This is a genomic window from Mycobacterium sp. DL, from assembly GCF_039729195.1.
Lineage (GTDB): Bacteria > Actinomycetota > Actinomycetes > Mycobacteriales > Mycobacteriaceae > Mycobacterium > Mycobacterium hippocampi_A.
Genome location: NZ_CP155796.1, coordinates 1,727,330 through 1,752,838 on the forward strand (window position 1 = coordinate 1,727,330; position 25,509 = coordinate 1,752,838).

General features: G+C 64.6%; 22 protein-coding genes. 15 read left to right on the forward strand and 7 right to left on the reverse strand.

Features of this window, described 5'->3' with window-relative positions:
- Positions 1-277 precede the first annotated feature (277 nt).
- The 4 genes from ABDC78_RS08395 to ABDC78_RS08410 all read left to right on the forward strand — a co-directional run bounded on the left by ABDC78_RS08395 (position 278) and on the right by ABDC78_RS08410 (position 4,014).
- The gene (locus tag ABDC78_RS08395) at positions 278-688 is read left to right on the forward strand and encodes a hypothetical protein (protein ID WP_178360804.1); all 411 of its coding nucleotides are present in this window, start codon (positions 278-280) and stop codon (positions 686-688) included.
- A gap of 106 nt (positions 689-794) precedes the next feature.
- Positions 795-1,910: a PLP-dependent cysteine synthase family protein gene (locus ABDC78_RS08400; protein ID WP_178360803.1), complete on the forward strand. Its 1,116-nt coding sequence runs from the start codon at positions 795-797 to the stop codon at positions 1,908-1,910.
- The gene (locus tag ABDC78_RS08405; protein WP_178360802.1) at positions 1,907-3,169 is read left to right on the forward strand and encodes an MFS transporter; all 1,263 of its coding nucleotides are present in this window, start codon (positions 1,907-1,909) and stop codon (positions 3,167-3,169) included. The genes ABDC78_RS08400 and ABDC78_RS08405 overlap by 4 nt, the downstream gene beginning before the upstream one ends.
- 167 nt (positions 3,170-3,336) lie before the next feature.
- Positions 3,337-4,014, forward strand: a complete 678-nt coding sequence (locus tag ABDC78_RS08410) for a response regulator transcription factor (RefSeq protein ID WP_178360801.1) — start codon at positions 3,337-3,339, stop codon at positions 4,012-4,014.
- 63 nt (positions 4,015-4,077) lie between these two features.
- Here ABDC78_RS08410 and ripB read toward each other — a convergent pair whose 3' ends face one another.
- The 5 genes from ripB to ABDC78_RS08435 all read right to left on the reverse strand — a co-directional run bounded on the left by ripB (position 4,078) and on the right by ABDC78_RS08435 (position 10,020).
- Positions 4,078-4,848: an NlpC/P60 family peptidoglycan endopeptidase RipB gene (gene ripB / locus ABDC78_RS08415; RefSeq protein ID WP_178360800.1), complete on the reverse strand. Its 771-nt coding sequence runs from the start codon at positions 4,846-4,848 to the stop codon at positions 4,078-4,080.
- A 509-nt stretch (positions 4,849-5,357) separates the two neighbouring features.
- Entirely contained in the window at positions 5,358-6,581 is a 1,224-nt protein-coding gene (locus tag ABDC78_RS08420) for an Ig-like domain-containing protein (RefSeq protein ID WP_178360799.1), read from the reverse strand.
- Between the two features lie 330 nt (positions 6,582-6,911).
- The gene (locus tag ABDC78_RS08425) at positions 6,912-7,877 is read right to left on the reverse strand and encodes a sterol desaturase family protein (protein ID WP_178360798.1); all 966 of its coding nucleotides are present in this window, start codon (positions 7,875-7,877) and stop codon (positions 6,912-6,914) included.
- A gap of 48 nt (positions 7,878-7,925) precedes the next feature.
- On the reverse strand, positions 7,926-8,696 hold the full coding sequence (locus ABDC78_RS08430; protein ID WP_178361072.1) for an AraC family transcriptional regulator: 771 nt from the start codon (positions 8,694-8,696) through the stop codon (positions 7,926-7,928).
- Between the two features lie 499 nt (positions 8,697-9,195).
- Positions 9,196-10,020, reverse strand: a complete 825-nt coding sequence (locus ABDC78_RS08435; protein ID WP_178360797.1) for an alpha/beta hydrolase — start codon at positions 10,018-10,020, stop codon at positions 9,196-9,198.
- Positions 10,021-10,157: 137 nt separating this feature from the next.
- On the opposite strand from ABDC78_RS08435, the gene ABDC78_RS08440 reads away from it, so the two are divergent.
- The 6 genes from ABDC78_RS08440 (at position 10,158) to ABDC78_RS08465 (ending at position 16,549) form a co-directional block, all read left to right on the forward strand.
- Positions 10,158-10,370: a heavy metal-associated domain-containing protein gene (locus ABDC78_RS08440; RefSeq protein ID WP_178360796.1), complete on the forward strand. Its 213-nt coding sequence runs from the start codon at positions 10,158-10,160 to the stop codon at positions 10,368-10,370.
- Positions 10,367-11,338 (forward strand): heavy-metal-associated domain-containing protein, encoded by a 972-nt coding sequence (locus ABDC78_RS08445; protein ID WP_178360795.1) that lies wholly within the window; start codon positions 10,367-10,369, stop codon positions 11,336-11,338. The genes ABDC78_RS08440 and ABDC78_RS08445 overlap by 4 nt, the downstream gene beginning before the upstream one ends.
- Positions 11,339-11,372: 34 nt before the next feature.
- Entirely contained in the window at positions 11,373-13,673 is a 2,301-nt protein-coding gene (locus ABDC78_RS08450) for a heavy metal translocating P-type ATPase (RefSeq protein WP_178360794.1), read from the forward strand.
- 41 nt (positions 13,674-13,714) lie between these two features.
- Positions 13,715-13,990 (forward strand): YHS domain-containing protein, encoded by a 276-nt coding sequence (locus ABDC78_RS08455; protein WP_178360793.1) that lies wholly within the window; start codon positions 13,715-13,717, stop codon positions 13,988-13,990.
- Positions 13,991-14,024: 34 nt separating this feature from the next.
- Positions 14,025-14,354 (forward strand): metal-sensitive transcriptional regulator, encoded by a 330-nt coding sequence (locus ABDC78_RS08460; RefSeq protein WP_178360792.1) that lies wholly within the window; start codon positions 14,025-14,027, stop codon positions 14,352-14,354.
- Between the two features lie 224 nt (positions 14,355-14,578).
- Positions 14,579-16,549 carry a heavy metal translocating P-type ATPase gene (locus tag ABDC78_RS08465; RefSeq protein WP_347133385.1) on the forward strand — a complete coding sequence of 657 codons (1,971 nt, stop codon included), beginning with the start codon at positions 14,579-14,581 and terminating at the stop codon, positions 16,547-16,549.
- A gap of 132 nt (positions 16,550-16,681) precedes the next feature.
- Here the strand turns inward: ABDC78_RS08465 and ABDC78_RS08470 are convergent, their stop codons facing one another.
- On the reverse strand, positions 16,682-17,557 hold the full coding sequence (locus ABDC78_RS08470) for a hypothetical protein (protein WP_178360791.1): 876 nt from the start codon (positions 17,555-17,557) through the stop codon (positions 16,682-16,684).
- Between the two features lie 285 nt (positions 17,558-17,842).
- Here ABDC78_RS08470 and ABDC78_RS08475 point away from each other — a divergent pair, with 285 nt between their 5' ends.
- The 5 genes from ABDC78_RS08475 to istB all read left to right on the forward strand — a co-directional run bounded on the left by ABDC78_RS08475 (position 17,843) and on the right by istB (position 23,218).
- Positions 17,843-18,406: a DUF1942 domain-containing protein gene (locus tag ABDC78_RS08475; protein WP_256736289.1), complete on the forward strand. Its 564-nt coding sequence runs from the start codon at positions 17,843-17,845 to the stop codon at positions 18,404-18,406.
- Between the two features lie 289 nt (positions 18,407-18,695).
- Positions 18,696-19,337 (forward strand): hypothetical protein, encoded by a 642-nt coding sequence (locus tag ABDC78_RS08480; protein ID WP_178360790.1) that lies wholly within the window; start codon positions 18,696-18,698, stop codon positions 19,335-19,337.
- Positions 19,334-20,380 (forward strand): XRE family transcriptional regulator, encoded by a 1,047-nt coding sequence (locus ABDC78_RS08485; RefSeq protein ID WP_178360789.1) that lies wholly within the window; start codon positions 19,334-19,336, stop codon positions 20,378-20,380. Before ABDC78_RS08480 ends, ABDC78_RS08485 begins: the two co-directional genes overlap by 4 nt.
- Positions 20,381-20,793: 413 nt before the next feature.
- A complete protein-coding gene (istA, locus tag ABDC78_RS08490; RefSeq protein WP_088305993.1) occupies positions 20,794-22,416 on the forward strand; it encodes an IS21 family transposase in 1,623 nt (540 codons plus the stop codon).
- Between the two features lies 1 nt (position 22,417).
- On the forward strand, positions 22,418-23,218 hold the full coding sequence (istB, locus tag ABDC78_RS08495; protein WP_032668091.1) for an IS21-like element helper ATPase IstB: 801 nt from the start codon (positions 22,418-22,420) through the stop codon (positions 23,216-23,218).
- Positions 23,219-24,148: 930 nt separating this feature from the next.
- On the opposite strand, the gene ABDC78_RS08500 is transcribed toward istB, so the two are convergent.
- Entirely contained in the window at positions 24,149-25,123 is a 975-nt protein-coding gene (locus ABDC78_RS08500; protein WP_347133388.1) for a substrate-binding domain-containing protein, read from the reverse strand.
- Positions 25,124-25,509 lie beyond the last annotated feature (386 nt).

The following is a 25,509-nucleotide window of genomic DNA, read 5'->3' on the forward strand; positions in this document are numbered from 1 at the left end:
AGGCTCGTCTGACTACCTGGCGCCTACGTCCAGAGCGGAAATTATCTACGGAGTCAAACCGTAGATGACCAGTGCAAAAGATGGCTCGCCGAGATGGATTGATCGCACGCACGGCGTCGAAATGAGCCGTACAGCAATGCTATCGGGCGAATGCGGTGAGTGCGTTGGCCGTTTCGCACGGGTCGCCGGAGATGGCGGTCGCGGGCAGGTCACGACACGACGTCAAGTCAACCGACGGCCCTAGGGTCAGCGATCCGCTGCTACAGTCGGCAACATCGTGAGGTACATCGACGCGAATTCCCCGCAGCGCCGACGCGCAGTCGTCGCTGCATTGCTCGCGTTCTGGATCGTCATCGTGGCTGCGGAATGGGCGCTGCCGGGAATCGAGGCTGCGCCGGCCCATGGACCCCACCCCCTTGCGAGTGCGGTGGGCGCGCCGGTGGCCGTCCAGCTTGATCATCCGCACATCTCCCAGGGTGGCATCGCGCCGTCGCCGGAATCTTTCGCCGAGGCTGTCCTGCCGCGAGGAACGGTCACGCTGATCGCCTTGGCCTTAGTCAGCGCCTTGGCTGTGCTGCCGGCGTTATGGCGTTACGCGCCGCTGACACCTATCCGCGGCCCACCGCGCTCACCCGTCGTACAGACCGGCCGAGACGTGCTCGTCCGGCTCTGCATCGCGCGTCGCTGACAGGCCAGCGTCAGGCCTCGTGTCGTGAACCGAGGCCGGTGACCGCTGCCCATGATTAGCAGCTGCGCGACCAGTCGCGCCGTCAAACAGAAGCGACATCCACGATATGAATTACGCCCTTTCGATCCACCATGCCCAGGACACAGACCGATTCGAGCAACTGCGGCTGGGCCGCTATGAGCGGCCGGCCACGATGGTCGGGCAGACGCCCGTCTTGAGGATCGGCGCGCCGTTCACCGCCGCAGAGCACGGCTTCTGGGCCAAACTCGAAGGCTTCAATCCTGGCGGCATGAAAGACCGGCCCGCACTGCACATGGTCGAACGTGCACGCTCTCGAGGGAAGCTCGTGCCGGGCGCCCGTATCGTCGAGTCGACCAGCGGCACTCTAGGATTGGGACTTGCGCTCGCTGGAACTGTGTACGGTCACCCCGTCACCTTGGTCACCGACCCCGGCATGGAGCCGATCATCCAGCACATGCTCGCCGCGTTCGGCGCGCAGATCGAATTGGTCACTGAGCCTCACCCGCGCGGCGGCTGGCAACAGGCCCGTACCGAACGCGTTCATGAGATTGTGTGCACTGATCCGCAGGCGTGGCATCCCGACCAGTACAACAATCCGGACAATGTGGAGGCCTACCGCGGGTTGGCGATGGAACTGATTGAGCAGCTCGGGTCTGTCGATGTGTTGGTGTGTTCGGTCGGTACCGGGGGACACTCGGCAGGGGTGGCACGGGTCCTGCGGGAATATAATCCCGGCCTGCGGTTGATCGGCGTCGACACGGTGGGCTCTACCATCTTCGGGCAACCCGCGACGACCCGGCTGATGCGCGGCCTCGGCTCAAGCATCTACCCCGGCAACGTCGACTACGCGGCCTTCAACGAGGTGCACTGGGTCGCGCCGGCGGATGCGGTATGGGCCTGTCGAACTTTGGCGGCCACCCACTATGCCAGTGGAGGGTGGAGCGTCGGCGCGGTCGCGGTGGTGGCGGGGTGGGCTGCGCGTTGCGGCGACCCGGGCACCACGGTCGCCGCGATCTTCCCCGACGGTCCACAGCGCTATTTCGACACCATCTATAACGACGATTACTGCCGCACCCACGGTCTTTTGGATAAGGCGCCGCCGAACGAACCGGCCACCATCGACCACCCGCTGCGACACGCGGTTACGGCCTGGACGCGGTGCCCCGTAGTCGTCGACCCCACGCAGGTGGTGCCACGATGACACTGCTGTCCGGGTTCGGCAGTTTCGGCTGGCCGAGCCGCATGCTGATGATCAACCAGTTTGGGATCAACCTCGGGTTCTACATGCTCATGCCGTATCTGGCCGGCTACCTGGCTGGGCCCCTGGGTTTGGCGGCATGGGCTATCGGGCTCGTTCTCGGGGTGCGCAACTTCTCCCAGCAGGGCATGTTCATCATTGGCGGCACGTTGGCCGATCGCCTGGGCTTCAAGCCCCTCATCGTGAGTGGATGCGTGCTGCGCACGGCAGGATTCGGGCTTCTGGTGTTCGCCGACTCGCTACCGGCGGTGTTGGTCGCCTCGGCGGCAACGGGTTTCGCCGGTGCCCTCTTCAACCCTGCTGTGCGTGCGTACTTGGCCGCCGACGCGGGTCCACGACGGCTGGAAGCGTTCGCGCTGTTCAACGTGTTCTATCAGGCCGGCATCCTCGCCGGGCCGCTGGTGGGCTTGGCGTTGATGTTTGTCGACTTCAAGATGACTGCGGCTGCCGCGGCCCTGGTCTTCGCGGTGCTGACGGTGGCGCAGCTGTTCGCACTGCCGCAGCGCGCAGTGGCGCCGACACCGGAAAAGACTTCGGTGCTGCAGGATTGGCGGGCGGTTGCGGCCAATCGTTCGTTCCTGCTGTTCGCCGTGGCGATGATCGGGTCCTATGTGCTGTCGTTTCAGGTATACCTCGCGATGCCGCTGCAGGCGCGGTACCTGTTTCCGCAGAACGACTCGGTGGTCACAGCGATGATTTTCGTGGTCTCCGGAGTGGTGGCGGTGCTTGGACAGATGCGCATCACACGCTGGTTCGGGCGGCGTTGGGGTTCGGGGCGCTCGCTGGCTATCGGTATGCTGATCCTGGCGTTGTCGTTCCTGCCGCTGATCGTGTTGCCCGATGACGAGCGAGCCGGCCGTGTCGCTGCGGCCACGGCGCTGCTGATCGCGACGGCCGTGCTGGCGGTCGGCTCGGCTGCGGTGTTCCCGTTCGAAATGGATACCGTCGTGTCCCTGGCCGATAATCGGCTCGTCGGAACGCATTACGGCTTTTACAACACGATCGTCGGCGTCGGCATCCTGGTCGGCAACCTGGCAACAGGGTCGTTGATGCAGCTCGCCAGAGAGCTTGGGCAGCCCGAACTCCTGTGGGTGTTGTTGACAGTCATCGGATTGCTGTCGGCGGCTGCGCTGTACCGCCTGGATCAGCGAGGACGACTGGGATCAACGCCGAAGGCCGTTGATGACGCGACCCGGCGCTGAACTTACTACTCGGCGCGTCATCTACGTAGTAACTACGTAGATGGCGGTAGGCTGTCTGGTGGGCGCCGCGGTGAGGGATGCGTGAGCGCACGTTTGTTTTCTTGAACGGCTAGGAGAATGCCACGACGATCGAGTCGCACCGTGTTGTCGCTGGTTCCGTACCGCCAGTGGCGGCCGCCGGCCGCATCCGTGTGCTCCTCGTTGAGCCGCGACGCGTCTATGCGGCCACCGTGGCGCGACACCTTCGTGCCGACGATTTCGCGGTGGAGGTGGCCTACTCGCCGCGTGCCGCGAGCATAGGTCTGTACGAGGGTGATCCCGATGTGGTTGTGGTGTGCGTGGGCGCGCAGGGCCGAGGCACGGCCCTGCTTGACCGCATTCGTCAGGAAACGCAGGTCGGCGTGGTCGCTCTCAGCGACGGCGATATTGCGCCGCTGCTCGCGAGTACCGGGGGCGTCTGTGTGGGCGACATCGCGGCGCTGAACGTGCGAATTCGGCTGGCGCTGAGGCGCTGCGGTGTCGGCGGCGACTACGGCGACGTGATGCATCGCTGGGAATTCGGAGATCTCCTTATCGATGTGGTCGCACGCCGGGTGTCTCTGCGCGGCGAGGCGCTGCCACTTACCCGCACGGAGTTCGAGATCTTGTGCACGCTGGCAGAGAGTCCGGGTGAACCGGTGACGTGTCGTCAACTGCAGCTGAGCCTGTGGGGGGATGCCTCCGACGGTAGCCGGTCCACGCTGGGGGTGCACGTGGGCAATCTTCGGCGCAAGCTGGGTGAGGACCCACACTCACCGCGGTATCTGCGTACGGTGCGCGGGACCGGTTACTGTCTCACCGGCTAAGTGGGGGCAGCGAGTGCCTGGTGCGCCGCAGTGATGCAGCTGGTGACAGATTCCGGCGAGGGCTTAGCTTTCGATGATGCGAACGACGTAGGGCGTCATCCCTGACGTGCGCACTGGGGAGATCTTGATTGGCACGCCGGTCTGCTGCGCCTCGAGCATCTGCCCGCCGCCCAGATAGATAGCTTCGTGCTGGCTCCCACCCGGGCCCCAAAATAGGAGATCGCCCCGCTTCGCTTGGGAGGGTGGCACCTTGCGGCCGGCGTTGTACTGGTCACCGGACCATCGCGGGAGCAGCACTCCGACGCCGGCGAACGCGAACCGTGTCAGGCCCGAACAGTCAAAGCCCACAGTGCCTGCCCCCTGGTCGACGCCGCGGCTGGGACCGGTGAGGCTTCCGCCACCCCATGAGTAGGGAACGCCGATTTGTGTTCCTGCCCTGCGAATTACGTACTCGATCGCTTGCGCACCATTGACCCGGTTTCCGCGCACGCTCGTCGACGGATCCGCGGCGGGACTGACGATTCCCAGGCTGCTGAGAAATTTGCGACCCATACTCATGGCCGTCTGCGTCGCCATGGCCGTTGCCTGAAGAGAGGCGTTCGCGATGGCAACCGGATCACCGGGCGCGCCTGCGCTCGCCACCTTGGGAAGCAGCGGGTCCCACGGACCGGCAGCAGGTTGGGCCGACGCGACCGGTGCACACGCGAAAAAGAGCAAGACGACGATGCTGATGACACCGGGGAGGCGTCGAACGCGTCCCGCTACGCCGTTTGCCCGAGTAGAGCGGTCAGCGCCGGCAATTGCCGCACTCCTGCTCCGGATGTTCGATTCCATGTCTTCTCCTCGGTGCGCCGCGCGGTGTCCTACTACGCGCACCAATAGCGGGCTGAAACGCATACGTACGGCGCAGCACCAAAATACGTAGCTCCTACGTAGGAAAGCGTAACTCACAAAAGCCCCACCAGTAACAGCAGCCACATAATTACAACGGTGAAATTCGCTGCGGCCGTTCACATTGAACGCGGAAGGCGCTGGACAGGAAACCGTTTCGCGGCCTGGAAGACGTGCGTGAATGGTGTGCGGATTGGCGCAAATGCGCGTGTCTCGGAGAAAGAGTTCTATGGGCCGTCGTCGAGCAGCAACTGCCCTGGAGCGGTCATATGAACCCTCGTCGGCGTAGCGCCGCGATGATTCATCGGGGATCGATGGGCTCCAGCCACGCCAGCAACTGCCCGGACGGCAGCAGCGTCTAACAAGTGACCCCGATGCGCTGCAGAGAAAGGGGTTTCACTGATACCCGGCACCGGCGCCATGTCGGCTCGAATGTCGAGCTCCTCCGCTGCTTAGAGGTTGGCGTTTCCGGCCTTCCACTGCTCCCAGGGGATGTTCCAGTCGCCAAGGCCGTCGGTTCCTGACAGGGTGGGGCCGGTCGTGTTGATAACTTCTACGATGTCGCCGCGTCGGGTGTTGTCGTAGAACCAGCGGGCATTTGCTGGATTGACGTTGAGGCATCCGTGGCTGACGTTGGCGATGCCTTGGCTACCTACCGACCATGGGGCAGAGTGCACGTAGATGCCGCTGTAGGACATTTGCGTGGCCCACTCGACTTCGGTGCGGTACCCGTCGGGAGAGTTGACGGGGACTCCGTAGGTGGACGAATCCATCACCAGGAATGAGTAGCGGTCGCCGATGATGTAAGCGCCGTTGTCGGTGGGTGTCTTGGCTTTGCCCATGGAGATGGGCATGGTTTTGACGACGTCGCCGTTGCGCCGCACGGTCATCGTCTTGGTGGCGTCGTCGGCGGTGGCGATGATTTGATCGCCGATGGTGAAGCGCGTGGTGACGTCATCTTGGCCGAAGAGCCCGTCGCCGAAGTCGACCCCGTAAGCCTTGACCGCAACTTCCACGCTGGTGCCGGGCTCCCAGTATTCGGCGGGGCGCCAGCGGACTTCACGGTTGCTGAGCCAGTAGAAGGCGCCCTCAACCGGGGGTTTCGTGGTCACGGTGATCGCCTGCTGCGCCGCAGCCCGGTTCGTGATGTTCTCGTCAAAGCGAATCGCAATGGGTTGACCCACGCCCACCGTTTCGCCGTCATTGGGCAAGACGTAGGGCATCGTCAGGTTTTCGGGGGAATGGGTTTCGAATGTTGCGCTGGTGCTTGTCGTTCCGCCAAGCCCTTGTGCGTGGGCCTGCAGGGTGTACTGCTTGTTGTAGCCCAGCGGTTCCGCCGATGACCAGGTAACGCCGTCGGGGCTCAGTTGCCCGTCGACAAGTTTGCCCGCCTCGTTGGTAAGCGACACTTGGCCGAGGACACCGTCGCCGGCGGTGACCGTCACGGGGGCATCGACGGCGACGCCGATGGCACCATCAGTTACGGACGCTTCGAGTTTTGGTACGAGCAAGTCTGCGTAGGGCGTGCCCTTGTCGGTGATGACGTCGGGAGTGGGCGCCGCTGTCGGGGACGAGGTGCAGGCGGTCGCGATCAGCAGCACCGCCACCGCGAGGACGGTCGTGCGCAGCCAGTGCGTCGTCGCTCGAAACGCTGGGGGGCAGCCTGTCTGCGGCATGAGTGGGGCTCTCCGTATCGGGTTGTCGTCATCGGCTGACGGGGCGGGGCACCGCCTGGTGCGTCGCGAGGGCCGGTCGCGGGCGACGGTGCACCGTTCACGGGTATGCCTTCGAGTGTGGTCATGAGTCGTTTGGCTTTGTTAGTCCTTCGATGAAGATTCGATAAAGGCGGCGCTAAGAGCTGGCTCCGAGCGTTTGCGGAACCGCGAGATTCGGGGGCGCGTCCCAGCTGAAGTGGTGGGGCCGGCTGTCGTTGCGGTGGACCGCGGCGAGGACGGCGGCCGCCAGGTCGAGCGACGCTGCACCGTTGAATGCGTGGGGCCCGACGGCTACAGACAGTTTGAGACTTGGTCGGATGGCGGTATCGGCGCGTTGCCGTCGGCCGTCGTGGTCGCGGTCTTGGGGGCGCAGCCTCCGGCGTGGGTGAACGGGTAGATCATCTGCCGCAGATAGCTGGTGGGGTAGTCGGGTTTGGCGGCCATGCCGAGCTGGGTGGAGTCGAACCGCCGGGTGGAGTCGTAGTTGTAGGTGCGCATCAGGTGGTCCCATACCAGGGTGAACAGGCCGAAGTTGACGTCGCCGATGCCGGCCCATTTGAGGTGGTGGAAGCGGTGGCCTTCGTTGAGGGCCAAGACGTACTTGGCGGGGCCGATGCGGTAGTCGGCGTTGGAGTGCTGCAGCAGCAGCTGGATTGCCACCGCCAGCGCCAGTACGGAGGCCACGTCGACGAGCAGTCCGATCAGGATCAGCGGTGCGACACCGGCGGCCATCTCAACGGTTTGGTGCAGGGGGTGTTTCATTAAGCCGTTGAGCCCGTAGAACCGGGTGATGCTGTGGTGCACTGCGTGAAAACGCCATAGCACGCCGATCTTGTGGCTGGCCAGATGTACGACGGTGATGCCGAGGTCCGCGACCAGGATCGCGGCGAGGACCTGTGCGATGAATGGCCAGCTGTGTGGCCACAGCTGGGGTGTGGGCACCATCTCGGCCAGCAGCGGGATGGCGGCCACGCTGGCCAGGATGAGAGTTTCGTTGACCGCGACGTGGATGCGGTCGCGCGTGCTGTCGGCCCGGTCACGGTTCCACGCGGCGTCATACGGAATGATCCGCTCCACCAGGAACGTCGTCGCGATCGCGACCGCCAGGATGACCAGCAGCCAGTACTTTGGGGCGCCGCCGGCGGTGATGGCGATGCCGGCGCCGTTGAGGCCGATCAGCATGAACGGCACGTAGCCGTAGCGGGCCACCGCCTGTGCTGCGGTAGCCGAGGTCGATGTCGGAGAGGTCGCGCTCATGCATTGAATCGTCGCGGTTACCGATGCGGCGGCGCTTGAATGATCCGGCTAAAGGACGGCTTCGAGGTCCCAGGACACGTGCCGGCTCAGCACCGAGGGCGGCAGGCCGAACATCTCCCGGGTTGTGCGGGTCAGATGAGCACTATCGGCGAACCCCGCACCGTGCGCGGCGCCGGTCAGATCATCGCCGGCCTGCACCCGCATGACCGCGAGCCGCAACCGCGACCACAGCACGTAGCGGCGTAGCGGGATGCCGACCTGATCAGTGAACAGATGCGTTAGTCGGCTCACCGACAGGCCTACTTGGGCAGCGAGATCGGTACCGCTGACAGGGCCTGCGGCCACAAGACTGGGCAGGCGGCGCAGCGCGTCATCAACGGCGGGATGGCGCGGGCTCGCTTCGTCTCCGGTCAAGACGGGTGCGAGGTGCTCGACCAGCTCGTCCACCACGGCGGCCAGCGCGCGTCGACGCGTCGGCGTCAACACGGGAGCAACAGTCCAGCCGGAACGGGCCGCGCGCAGATGTGCCGACTGCCCCGGCACGGACTCCGGTTCCAAGAACACCACCGTGCCCTCCTGCGCGCCGAACTCGATCCGGTGCGGCGCATCGGCGGGCACGATCACCTTCGTGCCGCGATGCCCGTTGCCGTGCTCGTCGCGCACCGTGAAAGGTGTAGTGGCCGTCATGATTTGGACGGCGTGATGGGCGTGTACATCAGTGGTACCGATCGATCCGGTGAACGCCAACACCCCTGGGCGCAGCAGCGCGGCCCCGCCCCAGCGCGGTGCGCCCGTGGTATCACCGCCCGCCCGATTCATTGCCACCAAACGATGCTAACGATCGTCCATAGGTGTATTTGCCGGGTTACCAGCAATGACAGGGCGATGGGTCAGACGCGGGCGGGCATGGCCTGCCAGCGGCGGCGATGGGCCCGTGTCATGGATTGACCAGTTCCCGTCCCGCACTGTCTTCAGCGCACTCGCCCCGCCGATCGTGCTCTCGATGATCGAGACGCTGAAAGCACTCGTTGGCGCGTAACAACGGATGAGGCCAACGTTGTGCGGGGTACCTTGCGGGGGTACCCCGGGGGCATCTCGTTGTTTGGGAAGGCTTAACGCTCGTGACGGCATCAGAGAAATTCCGCCAGCTCGTGGAGAGCTCAACCACCCGGGCGATCGCCAAGTGCCTCGCCCTGTGCGTGATGGCCCAAATCGCCGGCGGGCACCGACCTGCCAAGGCCGACAAGGGAAAATCCTGCTGCGGCTGATAGCCGCGGACCTCTGGCTCCACCCCGGTAATCCCGGAGGAGCTGCGCCACTAGTGCAGATCGTCCTGCGCATCGCGGTCCGACACGGTGGCGAAGAACTCTCCGATCACTGGGGCGAAGGCGCGCGCCATGTCATCAGCGTTGACCAGCAGGTTGGACATGGTGGCCTTGGCCAGTGTGCCGCGCGGAAGGACGTCGGCAAGGGTTCGCGCGAGGTGCGTGGGGTGACGTGCGTCATCGCCGGCGATGATGAGCGTCGGGGTGTCGATGCGCCGGAGTTGCTCGACTGTCGCGAAGGCGCGGTCGTGACCGATTGCCGCCGCGGCAGCGGCGCTGTAGGCGTCAGCGCGCGGAATGGCCTCGGTGACGAGGCTCGCTATGAGCGGCGCAAGGTGAGGAATGAACAGCTCCCAGGCGGCCTGTAAGCCGCGGGAGCGGGCGCGCTCGGCGAAGCGGTCCATCAGCTCTACATCTGCGGCCTTGTCGGCGTCGTCTTCGATAGCTTCAGCGCTGATGATGACAGCTGACCGGGCGATCTGGGGATGTTGGAGGCATGTCCGCAGGGCGATCGTGCCGCCCAGGCCCGCGCCGACAAGGTGGGCGGACGTGGCGTCGAGCGCGTGGGTGACCGCGAGGGTGTCGGTGACGTACTGATCCCAGCGGTGCAACGTCGGGTCGGGACAACGCGATGCTCCATATCCTCGAATATCCGGCAGCGCAACGCGATAACGACCGGCAAGTCGGTCGGCAAGCGGCCGCATGCTGTGGTGATCGGGCCCACCGCCGTGCAACATGATGATCAGCTCGCCGCGGCCGACGACCTCGCCCATGAGCGGCCAGCCGTCATCCCCGACGTGCAACGTTCGCATCACCAACTGCCTCTCCCTATGTCTGCCTTGTCGGGGATACCTCGACCCCGACGAGCCATCCTTGCAACATACCCTCTGGGGGTATACATTGGCGTACGCATACCCGGTAGGGGTATCGCTCACGGTGAAGATGGGAGTTCGGCATGAGCACGATCACGTACGCCGTCACGGGAATGACCTGCGGGCACTGCGAGCTGTCGGTGCGGGAAGAAGTCAGCGAGGTCGCCGGTGTTGAAGACGTCGAGGTCAGCGCCACGACCGGCACTTTGATCGTGACCTCCAGCGGTCTCGTCGATGACTCCCAGATCCTGCATGCGGTCGACGAGGCCGGCTATTCGGCGGTGCGGGTCGTATGAACGCCGCGGGACGGTTGGCCGCGTTCGGTGCGGGACTGGCGGTGGCGTTCACGGCTGCGTACGTCACTGGCGCCGCGGTGGTCCCCGACGTCGCGGTGACCCCTTCTCAGCACGTTGGCGCTGAGCCGGCCGCTGACCACAGCATGCCGACCGAGCAGGCGGTGCCGGTATCACCGCTGTCCGCTGATCCGCCGGGGTTGTCGCTCGCCCAGGGCGGATACGCGCTCAGCGCGGTACGGGCACCCGTCGCCCCCAACGATCGGGCCACGTTGAGCTTCACCATTGCGGGTCCCAGCGGCACGCCGCTGCTGGATTACGCGACGGTGCACGACAAGCAGCTGCATCTCATCCTCGTCCGCTCCGATGGTCAGCATTTTGCGCACGTACACCCGGTCCTGGATCAAGCAACCGGCATATGGTCGATGCCCTGGATGTGGAAGGCCGCCGGGACCTACCGGGTGTTCGCGGATTTCCAGCCTGCCCAGGAAGGGAGCGCCAAACTCACACTCACCCGCACGGTCGACGTGGCCGGCGAGTTGGCCCCGTCGCCCCCATTGACCACACGCACCTCGGATGAGATTGCCGGGTACACCGTGGATCTCGACGGTTCGCTCACCGCGGGCGTCTCGAAGCAGGTCGCAGCGAAGGTCACCCGCGACGGCAAGCCGGTGACGACACTGCAGCCCTACCTCGGGGCATACGGGCACCTCGTCGCGCTGCGTGAAGGTGACCTGGCATATCTGCACGTGCACCCCGAGGGTGCTGAGCCGGCACCGGGCCGCACCGGCGGCCCGGCGGTGTCGTTCGCGGCGACCGCACCCACCGCCGGCCGCTACCTGCTTTACCTCGACTTCAAAGTCGATGACACCGTGCACACCGCCAGCTTCGTCGTCGACGCTGCACCCGGCGGCGGCAATCAGCCCGCGCCAGAAACTCCGCGCGACGCCGGCCATGCCGGCGGGCACTGAACGACTTCGGGCCCGACTCAGAAACTGAAAGGCAATGGCACTCATGACGACATCGACATCAACACCGGTGTCCGGTGCGAACGTTGAACTGCGCATCGGGGGGATGACGTGTGCCTCCTGCGCCAACCGCATCGAGCGCAAGCTCAACAAGCTCGACGGCGTGGCCGCGACGGTCAACTACGCGACGGAGAAGGCCACCGTCACGGTGCCCGACGGATACGATCCGGCTCTGCTGATCGCCGAGGTGGAAAAGACGGGCTACACCGCCGCGCTTCCGACACCCCGCGCACCGGCGCCTTCGGACGCATCCGGCGACACCCCGAACGCCGACGGTATCGACGACCCCGAACTCGAGTCGCTGCGGCACCGCCTGAGGGCCTCGACTGTCCTGACGGTGCCGGTCATCGCGATGGCGATGATCCCGGCGCTGCAGTTCACCTACTGGCAGTGGGCGTCGCTCACGCTGGCCGCCCCCGTCATCGTGTGGGCGGCGTGGCCGTTCCACCGGGCTGCCTGGGCCAACCTGCGACACGGCACCGCCACGATGGACACCCTCATTTCCCTGGGCACCGTCTCAGCGTTCCTGTGGTCGCTGTATGCGCTGTTCTTCGGGACTGCTGGTACCCCAGGAATGAAGCACCCGTTCGAACTGACACTGGCGCCGACGCACGGCGCCGCGAACATCTACCTCGAAGTTGCCGCTGGGGTAACGACATTCATTCTTGCTGGCCGGTACTTCGAGAAACGGTCGAAGCGGCAGGCCGGGGCCGCGCTGCGCGCCCTACTCGATCTGGGCGCCAAAGACGTATCCGTGCTGCGCGACGGCGTGGAAACCAAGATCGCCATCGAAGAACTGATGGTCGGCGACGAGTTCGTCGTGCGCCCGGGGGAGAAGATCGCCACCGACGGAGTGGTGGCATCGGGCAGCTCGGCGGTCGATGCGTCGATGCTGACCGGCGAATCGGTACCCGTGGAAGTGGCTGCCGGTGACACTGTGGTCGGTGCCACCGTCAACGCCGGCGGCCGGCTGGTGGTGCGGGCCAGTCGTGTCGGCTCGGACACCCAGCTGGCGCAGATGGCTGAGCTGGTCGAACGGGCCCAGACCGGCAAGGCCGAGGTTCAACGCCTGGCCGATCGGATCTCCGGTGTCTTCGTGCCCATCGTCATCGCGATCGCGGTGATCACCCTCGGCGCCTGGTTGGGCGCGGGGTTCTCAGTCACCGCCGCGTTCACCGCAGCGGTAGCGGTCCTCGTCATCGCCTGCCCCTGCGCCCTCGGGTTGGCCACGCCCACGGCACTTCTGGTGGGCACCGGTCGCGGCGCACAGATGGGCGTGTTGATCAAGGGCCCCGAGGTGCTGGAATCGACCCGCAAGGTCGACACCGTGGTGCTGGACAAGACCGGCACTGTCACCACCGGCAAGATGGCACTGATCGACGTCATTGCGGCGCCGGGAACCGAACGTGCTGAGCTGCTTCGGCTGGCCGGCGCCCTGGAGAACGCTTCCGAGCATCCCATCGCCCACGCCATCGCCACTGCGGCCGTCGAGGAAGTCCAAACCCTGCCCACCCCCGAGGAGTTCGCGAATGTCGAAGGTAAAGGCGTCCAGGGCGTCGTGGACGGACACGCCGTCGTTGTCGGGCGCGAATCACTGCTGGCCGACTGGGCGCAACACCTCAGCCCGGACCTGTCCCGCGCCAAGGCCAGCGCTGAAGCCCAGGGCAAGACGGTGGTCGCGGTCGGGTGGGACGGCCAGGTTCGCGGCGTACTCGTCGTCGCCGACACGGTAAAACCGACCAGTGCGCAGGCAATTTCGCAGATGCGCGACCTCGGCCTCACGCCCGTGCTGCTCACCGGAGACAACGAAGCCGTCGCTCGACAGATCGCCGCCGAAGTGGGCATCGACACGGTGATCGCCGAGGTGATGCCCAAGGACAAAGTCGACGTCATCGCCCGGCTGCAATCCGAGGGCAAAACGGTCGCCATGGTCGGCGACGGAGTCAACGACGCGCCTGCCCTCGCCCAAGCAGACCTCGGTCTGGCCATGGGCACCGGCACTGACGTCGCTATCGAGGCCTCCGACATCACCCTGGTGCGCGGTGACCTGCGTAGCGCCGTCGATGCGATCCGGCTGTCCCGCAGAACACTGTCGACGATCAAGACGAACCTGTTCTGGGCGTTCGCCTACAACGTCGCCGCCATACCGGTTGCGGCACTAGGCATGCTCAACCCGATGCTCGCCGGGGCGGCCATGGCGTTCTCCAGTGTCTTCGTCGTGGGCAACAGCCTCCGATTGCGTGGCTTCACATCCACATCTTCTGCCCCTACGCACTAAACCCCTGCTGCATCCAATCTCTACTGCACTAAGGAGAACCCATGTCCGACAGCACGAACCTGACGTCGAGCTGCTGCTGCAGCGGCTCAACACAAGACCTCGACGCGACGGTCATCAAACCTGGGGCCACGAACCTCCTGGACCCCGCAACGGACGAGACGACCTGCCCGGTAATGCCCGGCACGCCGGTAAACAGGACAGCCGCTGAAGCCGCGGGCCTGTTCCGAGACTACCGCGGTCGACGGTATTGGTTCTGCTGCAATGGATGTGGACCACGGTTCGACCGTGACCCCGACAAGTTCGCCAGCGCGGCGTGACCGTCCTCCCGGACCCGAGAACGAAGGATCTGCCATGACTCCCGTCGACGACGCCGACCATTGCCAGGCATCGGGTTCGGTCCAACACGGCTACATCACCGATAAGGACAAATACCTCAAACGCTTGAAACGCATTGAGGGCCAAGCCCGCGGCATCAGCCGGATGATCGAGGAGGAACGCTATTGCATCGACATCCTCACCCAAGCTGACGCACTGACCAAAGCCCTGCAAAGCGTCTCGCTGGCGCTGCTCGACGACCATATCCGACACTGCGTTCGAGACGCTGCTGCCGCCGGGGGACCGGCCGCCGACGCCAAGCTCACCGAAGCATCCGAAGCCATCGCCCGACTCGTGCGGTCATGACGCAACGGCGGTGCACCGACGCCGTCGCCTCGATCCCCGCTGTTGCACACCCGCGCGAACGAACACGTGAGACTCCCCAAGGAGAGCGCACCATGACGAACCACGACTAGTACGCAGAAGCGACACCGCACGCCGACCAGGGCGAACATGGCGGACACCCCGATCGCCAAACCAACGCCGCCCACGACGGTCACGACGGTCATGCCGGTCACGGCGCCGATCACGTGGCTCAGTTCCGGAAGCTCTTCTGGATCAACCTGATCATCGCCATCCCGGTCATCGTGTTCTCGACCATGTTCGCCATGCTGCTCGGCTACGACGTCCCCGACTTCCCCGGCGCCCGTTGGATCGCGCCACTGCTGGGCACGGTCATGTACGTCGTCGGCGGTCGCCCCTTCCTTACCGGCGCCGTCAGCGAAATCCGTTCCCGCAAACCAGGAATGATGCTGCTGATCGGACTGGCGATCACCGTCGCCTTCCTGGCCTCCTGGGGCGCGAGCCTGGGCCTGCTCCACCACGAACTGGAATTCTGGTGGGAACTGGCGCTGCTGATCGTCATCATGCTGCTCGGCCACTGGGTCGAAATGCGCTCGCTGGCTCAGACCACCTCCGCATTGGACTCACTGGCCGCCCTGCTTCCCGACGAAGCCGAAAAGGTCGACGGCGACCGCATCATCACCGTCTCGCCCGCCGACCTGCAGGTGGGAGATCTGGTGGTCGTGCGACCCGGTGGCAGCGTCCCCGCCGACGGCAGGATCGTCGACGGGCGCGCCGACATGGACGAGTCGATGGTGACCGGTGAATCGCGGCCGGTGGCCCGCGGCGTCGGAGAAGCGGTGACAGCCGGAACGGTCGCCACCGATTCCGGATTGCGGGTGGAAGTCACCGCCACCGGTGACGACACCGCCCTGGCGGGAATTCAGCGCCTGGTTATCGAAGCGCAAAACTCGTCCTCCCGAGCCCAGCGCCTTGCCGATAGAGCAGCCGGTTGGCTGTTCTGGTTTGCCCTAGGGACCGCCGCCATCACCGCCGTGGCGTGGTCGATTGTCGGAGACCCTGACGCCTCCGTCGTCCGAGCCATCACAGTGCTCGTCATCGCCTGCCCCCATGCGCTGGGATTGGCGATACCGCTGGTCGTGTCGATCGCCACCGAACGCGCCGCGCGGGGTGGCGTGCTGATCAAGGATCGCCTCGCCTTGGAAGGCATGCGCACCGTCGACGCTGTGTTGTTCGACAAGACTGGCACCCTGACCAAGGGGGAACCGACTGCTACCGCGATCGAGGTCCGCGGTGACCTCGACGAGGGCACCGTACTCGCCCTGGCGGCCGCCGCCGAGGCCGACAGTGAACACCCTTTGGCGCGGGCAATCGTGAAAGCCGCCGAGGAGCGCGGACTCGCTGTGCCGCGCGCCAGCGGTTTCGCGTCCTCTCCCGCCGTCGGTGTGACTGCGACGGTTGAGGGGCAGGAGATCCGAGTGGGCGGCCCCCGCCTGCTCGACGAGATCGGGGGACAGGAAGTTCATGCGGCGACCTCGTGGCGTGAGGAGGGCGCGATCATCTTGCACGTCATCCGCGACGGCGCTGTGGTCGGCGGGCTGCGCCTGGCCGACGAGATCCGCCCCGAGTCCCGCGAAGCCGTCGATGCCTTGCACAAGCTCGGCATCGAGGTGGTCATGATCACCGGTGACGCCGAAGCGGTCGCGCAGGCGGTAGGTCACGAACTCGGCATCGATCGGGTGTTCGCCGGAGTGCGCCCGGAAGACAAGGCGTCGAAAGTTGCTGCCCTGCAGCGTGAGGGCAAGAAGGTCGCGATGGTTGGCGATGGGGTCAACGATGCCCCCGCGTTGGCGCAGGCTGACGTTGGCATCGCGATCGGGGCCGGCACCGACGTCGCTATCGCCTCTGCCGGTGTCATCCTGGCCAGTTCCGACCCGCGCTCTGTGCTGTCGGTGATCGAACTGTCCCGTGCCAGTTACCGAAAGATGAAGCAGAACCTGTGGTGGGGCGCCGGATACAACCTCATTGCAGTGCCGTTGGCTGCCGGTGTGCTCGCACCGATCGGGTTTGTGCTGCCGATGTCAGTCGGAGCGATCCTGATGTCGTTGTCGACGATCGTCGTGGCGCTCAACGCGAGAGTGTTGCGCCGCCTCGACCTGAGCCCTGAAGTCAGCACACGCGCAGTCCTCGATCGCTGACACGGCCGGCGGCGTTCGTTTGCACGCGCCGCCCTATCCGGCCACGGCACTTCGAGGATTGGTGGATCGGGCGACAGCGACGAGGCGCCTGCGTAGCGTTACGAATCCCACACCGGCGCCGAGGTCAGCTGTCTACTCGCCGTGATCATGATCGCTGTGGTCGTCATGCAGCGGCACCGCGGGTGGGGCCGGAACTTCGGCTGTCGCCGGAACTTCGGCTGGCGCCGGTGCCGCTGACTCGTCGGCAGGCTCGTTCACCGGCGGCGGGGCGGCCGGCTCGTGGTTGCTCTCAGGGCTGTGGGCATGCTCGCCGGTAGTCCCATGGTCATTGCCCTCCTCGGGCTCGGTGCCAGCGCCGTGGTGATCGCTCTGCGCATCCTCGGGCGTTGTCCCATGGTGCTCGCCATGCCCATCCTCGGGGGTCGTCCCGTGGTGACCGCCGTCTGCGCTCGCTGGCGCATGGCCGTGCTGCAGACCTGAAGCAACGCCCACCGTGGACGCCAGCGCCACGACACCGACTGCGCCCATGAGCACCAATGCGCTGCCAAACACCGGTACCGGCTCTCCTTGCAAGCCGCGGTACCACACCCAGCTGGCGCCCATCACGACGTAGATTTGAAGCAGCAGTGCGCAAAGGTCCGCGGCTTGGACCAATTCTGCTTCTCCCGCGTGGGGGCCGAATGGGGCTCCCGCGGTCCTGGACAGGGCCCACAGAGCAATGGCTCCAAGGTTGAGCATGATGCCCGCAGCAAGCACAGGAGTCGTGGATCGAGCGAGAACCAGCCGCGCCCAGAGCAGTTGGAAGAGGGCGATCGATGCGAAGAACACGCCAGCGGGCATCCACTCCTGCCAATGGGTGGGTACGACGGCGAAGTGGATGACCGCAGCGCCCAGCGAGGCGAGCGCGGCAAGCCGAGCCGCCAACCGGCTGTCGGTTTTCTTCGCTGTCCTCGGCGCCACCCAACCAGGATGACAGCGCCATCCGCGACAGCGGTTGCATGACGCCACATCTCAACCCGACCGAGATTCATTCGTCATCAACTACTGCCTTCCTACGTAGATTACGTCGGTGCCGCCCTGTAGTCCGCTGAGTCTCAACCACTCCTATTCCGCGCTTGGTCGAGCCCTGCTGGAGGCGTTTCGACACCTGTTCGGAGCCCCTTTTGAACGACGCTTACGCGTGTAGTTATTCGCCGTGCACTGGACTCATCTACTGTCTGGCTACGTAGATGGTTGCTATGCTGCGCACGTGCTCGCGACCGTCCATTCACGTCGCACGGAAGGACACTCGATATGCGTCTTCGCGTTGTCATGGCGGTACTCGCCTCTGTGATTCTTTTCGGTGCCGCTTCTACTTTCGCGCCGCCCGCTGTAGCGGCGATGCCGTGCGGACACCAGTTCGGCTCGCCTCAACAGCTCACTGATGCGGGGGGCGCAGTCATCCAAGAATGGGTGATCTCGGATCTGCGGAAGTCTTCGGCCGATCTGCCTGGATTTACTGCTCCCGGGCAACTGTGGGAAGCTTCGGCCACCGTTAGAGCCGTAACCGGCGCGGTGACTCCGATAATTCCGAATCTTTACGCGGTCACCGCAGATGGGCAGCGTTACCCCGTGTTGTGGCAGATCGCCAGCCCGCAAGGACTTCCGGCTGCCACCCTCGGCCAGGGGCAGGCCTCCAGCGGTGCGATCTACTTCGATGCAGTCGGCCTGGAGCCCATGGCTGTGATTTACGACAATGGCACTGCTACGCAATTGATTTGGTGTTGCGACGGCTCAATGATGATGATGCCGATGGAGAACTGCCCGATGTGCGCTGACATGCAGCGCCCCTGCCCCCACTGTCCGGGCAGGATGTAGTCCGTGAGGACTTGACGGTCACGCGGGCGGCTCGGGTGGAGTCAGCTACGGGCTCAGCTGGGACTTTGGCGCAGCCGAGAGTAGCCATGCGTCACCGGAGAACACCGCGATCGGGGGACCACCAGGAGGGCCTGCCTGCCGGAGGAGAGTTCCGACGACGCCCACCGCTGTGTCCGACGACGGCGGTGCCACGTTGACTTGCTCCCCGGCCATACAGCAACGATGCGCCGCCTGCAACGTCCGCCATCGGTTGGACACGGCCCGCGCCGTTGGGCGCAAAATGACGGGTATGTCGGTGGCGGCCGGTATATTTTCTGGTATGTCCCCATACCTCGATCCGCAACAGGTCGTCGACGACCTCGGTGACAAGTTTCTGTCGGCTTTCGTCAAGGCCATCGATGCCGCTCGGGGCGATCTTGGCGATTTCCAGGAGTTTAAGCCGCAGTGGTTCGTCGATTTCTCCAAGCGATTCGTCGCGAACTTCATTCACGAACGCATGTGGGCCAGCATGGTGGCTCAGGTCTCAGACCATTCTGGGGTGGTCATCGTCGATCAAGAGCCGACTCGGCAGGTTCACTTCGGCGCCAACTACGTGCTGCGGTTCAAGCGGCACTCCAGCAAACTAAGGATTCAGAGTTTTCCGACCGTCGGGGCCACGGCGTTCTGGACGAATGACGCCACCCTTCCCGGCCTCGAGTTGTATTCGCTGGCCTTGGGTTACATCTGGGACGCCGAGCTCGGTGAGATCGGCGACACCATTCTGTCGTTCCGTCAGGGCAAGGACAATCCGATCTGGTCGGTGACTCTCAACGACGATGGTGACGCGGCGACCGGCATCACCTGGGAGCCGATGGATCCGGACCTGCCGCAGCTCGACCTCAGCGATGTCGTTGAGGAAGAGGGCGACGAAGGGACAACGGACGACTCATGACAAGAATCGGCGACGTCATTCTCACCGCCCGACGCGCCGCCGGACTCACGCAGGAAGAGCTCGCAGCGCGGCTTGGGATCACCCAAGCCGCTCTGTCCCGTTACGAGAACGACCTGCGGGAGCCCGACGATGAGATCGTGGAGCGGCTCAGCCAAATTCTCGACGTATCACCGGAGTTCCTCACTCATCCTTTCCAACTGACCGGCGCCATCGCGGCCGACGCACACATGCGTCGACAAAAGACGACGAAGGTCACCGATTGGAAAACGGCCGAGTCGAAACTCAATCTGTACCGGATGCGGACGGCTTTTCTACTGCGCCGGGTGCCCATGAACCCGACGAACCACATCCCCACGTTCGATCCAGACGACACCAGCCCCGGTGATGCGGCACGGATGGTCCGAGCCCAATGGCGGATGCCCATTGGGCCGGTCCGAAACCTCACTCGGTGGATCGAATCTGCGGGCGTGATGGTCATTGAGGAACACCTCGGTACGAGGCGCATCGACGGGCTTTCCCAGTGGGCCAGCGACTACCCGGTCGTGATGCTGAATGCTGACCTGCCAACCGACCGGAAACGTTGGACTCTTGCCCATGAGCTCGGACACCTGGTGCTGCATTCGAACTACATCGATCCCGACGTCGAGGATCAAGCGAATGAATTCGCGGCTGAGTTCCTGATGCCGCGTCACGTCATTGAATCGGATCTCCGTGATCTGGCGCCGGCGAGGTTGATTGCTTTGAAGAGGGTTTGGGGAGTATCGATGGCCGCGATATTCGAGCATGCGTACCGCATCGGAAAAGCCACGCCCGCCGACCGTGCCAAGTTCTACCGGATGCTCAACTCGCGGGGCTGGCGCCGAGTTGAACCTGGGTCCGACGAGCTCGTCGACGAAGTGCCTGAACTGGCGAAGACCATCGGAGGGACGTTGATCACCAACGGCGGACTGAGCCGAGACGAGGTAGCCAAGCTGACCGGCCGTCGCGGCGCCGAGAATGAGGCGGTGTTCCTGCCTCCCGACACAAGACTCCGAGCGCTATGACAAATACCCACCCTGAGTGGGTAAGGCACATTGCACACCAGCACGACCGCAGCGAGTGTAGATATCGACGATAAGCATCCCCGACAAATGTCAGAGCCGGATTCAAGGCGATCCTTTAACCAGGTTTCGCGTGGCCACGGAGCCCATGATCATCTGGCCACGGCGCTCGCCGGGCGAGTGGGCATAGAAAGCATTCGTTGTGCGGCAGCACCGACATCACCCGTTGACGCCGCCTGCCTCCCTGGGGTCAAGCGTGTCGTCTGCCAGGAGGATGGGACCAGTGTGAGCTGATTTTGCCAGGGTGATGGGACCACCTGGATTGCCAGTTATGGGACCACCGGCGCGTCGCGTCGGTGGTCCCTTCATCTGTTCGTTTGATCGCCGTGACGGTCCAAGTCACGGAGGCGGCGGGCATGGCTTTTCGGGAGGTCAGTGTGAACGAGATCAGGGAAGTGCTGCGGGTGTGGCTGGGGGTCGCTGGGCTACCGGCACCGGGCTACCGCACGATCGCCGCGCATTGCGGCGTGGACCGCAAAACGGTGCGCCGCTACGTCGAGGCCGCGCAAGCGGCTGGTCTGCACCGCAGCGACGGCGTTGAGGCCGTCGATGACGGGTTGATCGGGGCGGTCGCCGACGCGGTGCGCCCGGTACGCCCCGATGGCCACGGCGCAGCGTGGGAACAGCTGCTGGGGTTTGAGGACCAGATCACCGCGTGGGTGGCCGGTGATGGTGAGCGGCGTCCGTTGACGATCACCAAGATCGAGACCCTGCTGGCCCGTCAGGGGTGCGTGGTGCCGTATCGAACGTTGAACCGATTCGCCGGTGAGCGTTGCGGTTTCGGGCGCAAGGACACCACGGTGCGGGTCGCCGACGGGGATCCCGGGGTGGAATGCCAGATCGATTTCGGCTACCTCGGGATGCTCACCGACGCCGACGATGGGCGGCGTCGCAAGGTGTACGCGTTGATCTTCACCGCCGTCTACTCCCGACACATGTTCGTGTGGCTGACCTACTCGCAGACCCTGGCGGCGGTGATCGCCGGATGCCAGGCGGCGTGGGAGTTCTTCGGCGGCGTGTTCACGGTGCTGATCCCAGACAATCTCAAACCGGTGATCGCTGCCGCTGATGCGGTCAATCCCCGATTCACCCAGGGCTGGCTCGACTACGCCGGCCATGTCGGGTTCCTCACCGACCCGGCCCGGGTGCGCTCCCCGAAAGACAAACCGCGGGTGGAACGCGCGGTGCAGTACGTCCGCCGAAGCTTCTGGGACGGTGAAACATTCACCAGTATTGAGCAGGCACAGCAGGCTGTCACCGCGTGGTGTCTTCGTACTGCCGGAACCCGTATCCACGGCAGCACGTGTGCACGGCCAGTGGAGGTGTTCACCACCGAAGAACAGGCCCTACTGCTTCCGGTGCCGGGCGCTTACGACGTGCCGATGTTCAAGACCGTAAAGGTGCACCGCGACTTCCACGCCGAAGTCGCCAAAGCGCTGTACTCGCTGCCCGAGCAATGGATCGGCACCGCGTTGGACGTGCGCGCCGATAGTGAGCTGGTGAAGTTCTATCACCGCGGCACGCTGGTCAAAGTCCATCCCCGCCAGCCTCCGGGTGGCCGCAGCACCGACCGCGCCGATCTGCCCGAACACAAGGCCGTCTACGCATTGCGGGACCTGACGACGTTGATCGCCACCTGCTCGGCACACGGCCCCAACATCGGGATCTACGCTGAACGCATCCTCGATGATCCATTGCCCTGGACCCGGATGCGCACCGTCTACCGACTCCAAGGCCTGGTGCGCCGCTACGGCGCCGGTCGCGTCGAGCAGGCATGTTCGCTCTCGCTGGACCTCGAGGTCGTCTCGGTCAACAAGATCGCCTCGATGCTCGAACGTGCCACGGAGAACACGATCCCGGTACTGCCGCTGGCCGTCGGCCACAACGCTACCCGGTTCTCGCGTGATCCATCTGAATTCAACACCACCTCAACATCATTGACCGTCATCGCCAACGCTGACTCCGAGGGGGCCTGCTGACATGAGCTCTACCAACCGCGCACCTGCCGACCCGGTCGGCGCCGACCTCACCCGACTGCTCAAGGCGCTCAAACTCGGCGCCCTGGCCGACACCCTGCCCGAACGGGCCGCCCTGGCCCGCCAGCACAAACTCAGCCACATCGGATTCCTGGAAACACTGCTCGCCGACGAGGTATCTCGACGCGAATCCCGATCAGCCGCCCTACGGGCGAATAAGGCCGGCCTCGACCCCACGATGCGTTTCGACACCTGGACCGCGCAACAGGACCTGCGCTACGACCGCACCCTGCTCGGCGACCTGACCTCGCTACGATTCCTCGACGCCGGACAGTCCGCAATCATCCTCGGACCCGTCGGCGTAGGCAAAACACATCTAGCGAATGCACTGGGGCACATAGCCATTCGCCGCCGCCACAGCGTCCTGTTTGCCCGATCCGACAAACTGTTCACCCGGCTACGCGCCGCCCGACTCGACCACACCGTCGACGCTGAAATCCGCCGGCTGGCGGCCGTCGACGTCCTCATCATCGACGACTTCGCGCTGCGGCCCCTCGGTGCCACCGAAACCAGCGACTTCTACGAAATCGTCGTCGAACGCCACCAGAACAAGACCACCATCGTCACATCCAACCGCGAACCCGCCGAATGGTTGACCATGACCGCCGACACCCTGCTCGCCCAATCAGCCATCGACCGACTCACCGCTGCAGCCCACACCCTGGTCATCGAAGGACCGTCCTACCGCCAACGCACCCGACCCGGACAGCTTGACCCAGCCGAACCCGACGAGCATCCTCAATAACGCGCCACGGTGGTCCCATCCCCCTGGCAATCAGGTGGTCCCATCACCCTGGCAAGCGACAAAGCGGGTTGCAGGCGGGCTGACGCGCCGTCGATGTGAACGGATTTGTGAACGAAACCCTGCGCAACAGAGGCGACCGCATCGACACGGTGTGACATGCGAGATGCCAAATCGCAGCCGACCTGCACGTTAGCGACGTAGGTAGAAGCGCGAGACCGCAACCGGCCGGCTCATAACCCAGAGGTCGCAGGTTCGAATCCTGTCCCCGCTACTAGGTAGAACGGCCCCCGGAGATTACTCCGGGGGCCGTTTTCATGGGTGGCGTGTGAGCGAGTTGTGAACGTCAGGCTGGGCGGCGGAACTCGACTCGACTGACTAACGCCCTGCGGATCACCCGACAGCTCTCCCGGGAGTGCTGCCTCATCCTGTCGACATTTGAGGCCAATCACCTCCTGTCTCTTCGTATGCCTCCCGTTGGGTGGGAGGAGCAGCCTTGGGGGCACACCGGTGCAGTAGTTGTGGGTCGTCTGAAAATTCAAACGGCGGAATCAACGCCAGGGAAGGTTGCACCATGGGAGCGTTAGGGCCGAATGAGGGAGTCGCTGCCGAGCTCGCCGATGACGGGGAACGCGACGAAGAAGTGCTAGCTCCGGGCACTCCTGGTGCGGAAGGATCGCACCCCGTAGAGGTGCAGGAGGCCCTCGATGTTCCGGGAACTGCCACTGAAGCGGCACCTGCGAGCAATCCGTCTGAGCAGCCGCCGCTTCCAGACTTCAACTCTTAGGAGAAGCCCTGGGACGCGTGTCGGGGACGGAGCGGACACGGTTCCGGGCAGTCGCCACGGGTGAAAAAGTAGACCGCCCAACCAGATTGAATGGGTGATCTCCGTCGGGGAAGGGTCTCGATTCGGCTTCTGTACGGGTCGCTGGATCAGAAGTGGTACTGCGAGACGGTGTTGGCGTCGGCTTCCAGCGCGGAGTTCCCGACGAAGACGTTGTGGTAGCCGTCGAGTTTGGTCAGCGAGTTGTAGCCGGGGACGTTGAGATTGGTGCCACTCTCGATGTTCTCGCCTTGGGTAAGCATCAGTGCGATCTGCAGCTGCGCTTCCGCGGCCATCGCCGGATCCCAGAAGAAGATCGTGTCGATCGAGCCATCGGCGAAGTACGGCGCCGCCACGGAGGGAACCGCCGTTCCCATCACGCATGTCCGGTCCTGTAAGCCCGCCTCTCGTACGGCACGCGCGATTCCCGGTACATCGGTGCTCGACGCGCCCTGAAAGCCCTTGAGGTTCGGGTACTTCGCCAGTAGCTCGGTGGCCCTCGCGAATGCGGTCTGCAAGTCGTTGGCAGTTTCGACCGGGCGTTCGACGCGGGTCATGCCGGGGAACTCGGCCAGCTGCGCGTCATGTGCGGCGTCCACCCATTGCATGTGCGTCGTCATGGTCACGCTACCGACGAACTGGACGTAGTCGCCCTGCCCGCCCATGCACTGGGCGAGGCTTTGCATGGTCTGCCTGCCGAATGCGGCGTTGTCGAAGGCCTCGATGTCGATGTCGGCGTTCTGAATTCCGGTTGCTTCGTGGGAGACGACGGTGATGCCTTGAGCCCTGGCTTGGCCGAGAACGTCCTCCAAGGCGTCGACCGAGTTGGGCACCACGGTGATGGCGGTCGGGTGGCGCGGGATCAGGTCCGCGATGAGCTGAACCTGCTTCTGCGGGCTGGTGTCATCTCCACCCTCTTGGCTGGTCTGAACACCGGTGCGTGTCGCGAAATTCTCGACACCCACGGCCATCCGGTTGAACCAGGGGATGCCCTCGACCTTGACCACGTTGACCATCGTCATGTCATGAGGGTCCGGGGAGGCGTTGGCGACGCCGGTGGACGCGACGATCAGCGTGATGGTCACGCCTACCGCGCCGAGAAGGGCATTTCGACAGCGTCGCATTCGTTACTCCATTCGTTAACCCCGCGGGGTTGAATATCAGACTGGCCTACTTTGGTCCTCGGCCGACGAGGATTGCTGTCTTCCGTTGTCGATGCCCGGAATTCGCCACGATTTCACGCAGGCAACGACCTGTTCGCACCACCCCAAAGTCAGTCAGCTGCTGGAGGGAGTCGGCGTCTTGCGGACGTTCGATGACGTAATGTTCAAGCTTCACCAACTCAACGTCTCAAGCTGCGCGCCAAGGTGATCTTGCAGTTCACAAACGCGCCATCGTCGGCTCCATCAACCCGTCACCGGGTAGTTTCGAGTACCGCCACGAACTTGCCATCGAAATCGACGACCACCAT

Coding starts and splice junctions, on each gene's coding strand:
- ABDC78_RS08405 (WP_178360802.1), top strand. CDS start 1,907: ATGACACTGCTGTCCGGGTTCGGCAGTTTCGGCTGGCCGAGCCGCATG.
- ABDC78_RS08460 (WP_178360792.1), top strand. CDS start 14,025: ATGACTCCCGTCGACGACGCCGACCATTGCCAGGCATCGGGTTCGGTC.
- ABDC78_RS08485 (WP_178360789.1), top strand. CDS start 19,334: ATGACAAGAATCGGCGACGTCATTCTCACCGCCCGACGCGCCGCCGGA.
- ABDC78_RS08450 (WP_178360794.1), top strand. CDS start 11,373: ATGGCACTCATGACGACATCGACATCAACACCGGTGTCCGGTGCGAAC.
- ABDC78_RS08420 (WP_178360799.1), bottom strand. CDS start 6,581: ATGCCGCAGACAGGCTGCCCCCCAGCGTTTCGAGCGACGACGCACTGG.
- ABDC78_RS08425 (WP_178360798.1), bottom strand. CDS start 7,877: ATGAGCGCGACCTCTCCGACATCGACCTCGGCTACCGCAGCACAGGCG.
- ABDC78_RS08445 (WP_178360795.1), top strand. CDS start 10,367: ATGAACGCCGCGGGACGGTTGGCCGCGTTCGGTGCGGGACTGGCGGTG.
- ripB (WP_178360800.1), bottom strand. CDS start 4,848: ATGGAATCGAACATCCGGAGCAGGAGTGCGGCAATTGCCGGCGCTGAC.
- ABDC78_RS08400 (WP_178360803.1), top strand. CDS start 795: ATGAATTACGCCCTTTCGATCCACCATGCCCAGGACACAGACCGATTC.
- ABDC78_RS08480 (WP_178360790.1), top strand. CDS start 18,696: ATGTCGGTGGCGGCCGGTATATTTTCTGGTATGTCCCCATACCTCGAT.
- ABDC78_RS08440 (WP_178360796.1), top strand. CDS start 10,158: ATGAGCACGATCACGTACGCCGTCACGGGAATGACCTGCGGGCACTGC.
- ABDC78_RS08475 (WP_256736289.1), top strand. CDS start 17,843: ATGCGTCTTCGCGTTGTCATGGCGGTACTCGCCTCTGTGATTCTTTTC.
- istA (WP_088305993.1), top strand. CDS start 20,794: ATGGCTTTTCGGGAGGTCAGTGTGAACGAGATCAGGGAAGTGCTGCGG.
- istB (WP_032668091.1), top strand. CDS start 22,418: ATGAGCTCTACCAACCGCGCACCTGCCGACCCGGTCGGCGCCGACCTC.
- ABDC78_RS08430 (WP_178361072.1), bottom strand. CDS start 8,696: ATGAATCGGGCGGGCGGTGATACCACGGGCGCACCGCGCTGGGGCGGG.
- ABDC78_RS08455 (WP_178360793.1), top strand. CDS start 13,715: ATGTCCGACAGCACGAACCTGACGTCGAGCTGCTGCTGCAGCGGCTCA.